Genomic DNA, 849 nt, shown 5'->3' with positions numbered 1-849 from the left:
GCAGTGAGTCGGTGCGGTGGGCGGTGGTGAGCTGGTCCGCTGATATCGGACGAGCGGCCAACGCCTCGATCGACACCACCGGCGCACCGGTGGAGTCGGCGATCGTCAAAGCGACCGTGTTCTCCCGCACCCGCGCGATCCGTGCCCGTACCTCGGTCGCCCCGGCCGAATACAGGCACACCCCCGCCCAGGAGAACGGCAACACCGTCTGCCCGTCACCGACCACCAACGGCGCGTGCAACACCGCGTCCAACAGGGCCGGATGCACCCCGAACCGCGCCGCGTCCCCATGCGCCTGCTCGGGCAACGCGACCTCGGCGAACACCTCCTCACCCCGCCGCCACAGCGCCCTCAGCCCCTGGAAGACCGGCCCGTACTCATACCCCATGCCCAGCAACACCTCGTAGGCATCGCCCACCTCCACCGCCACCGCATCCACCGGCGGCCACTGCGCCAGCTCAAACCCCGCCACCGGCAGCGGCTCCGCACCCAGCAGACCCTCGGCATGCCCCGTCCACGGCGCCATGGGGTCATCTTCCGGACGCGAGTGGATCGAGACCGCCCTGCCGCCGGACTCCTCCTGCGCGCCGACGACGACCTGGACCTGCACCCCGCCCCCGACCGGCAGCACCAGCGGAGCCTGCAACGTCAGCTCCCGCACCAGCGGCCAGCCCACCTCACCCCCGGCCCGCAACACCAGCTCCAGCAAACCGGTCCCCGGCAACAACACCGTCCCGTTCACCGCATGATCAGCCAGCCACGGCTGCACCGCAGGAGACAAGCGGCCACTGAAGACCACCGACCCACCACCGGCGACCTCCGTCACCGCACTCAACAACGGATGATCGA

At 70.6% G+C, this 849-nt stretch carries 1 protein-coding gene; it reads right to left on the bottom strand.

Features of this window, described 5'->3' with window-relative positions; translation table 11 throughout:
- The coding region (locus ACVCAG_RS45780) for a polyketide synthase dehydratase domain-containing protein (protein ID WP_447191675.1) at positions 1-826 on the bottom strand (826 nt) is incomplete at its 3' end.
- Positions 827-849 lie beyond the last annotated feature (23 nt).

The organism is Streptosporangium sp. G12, assembly GCF_052983175.1.
This window is presented reverse-complemented; position numbering and strand designations above follow the sequence as displayed.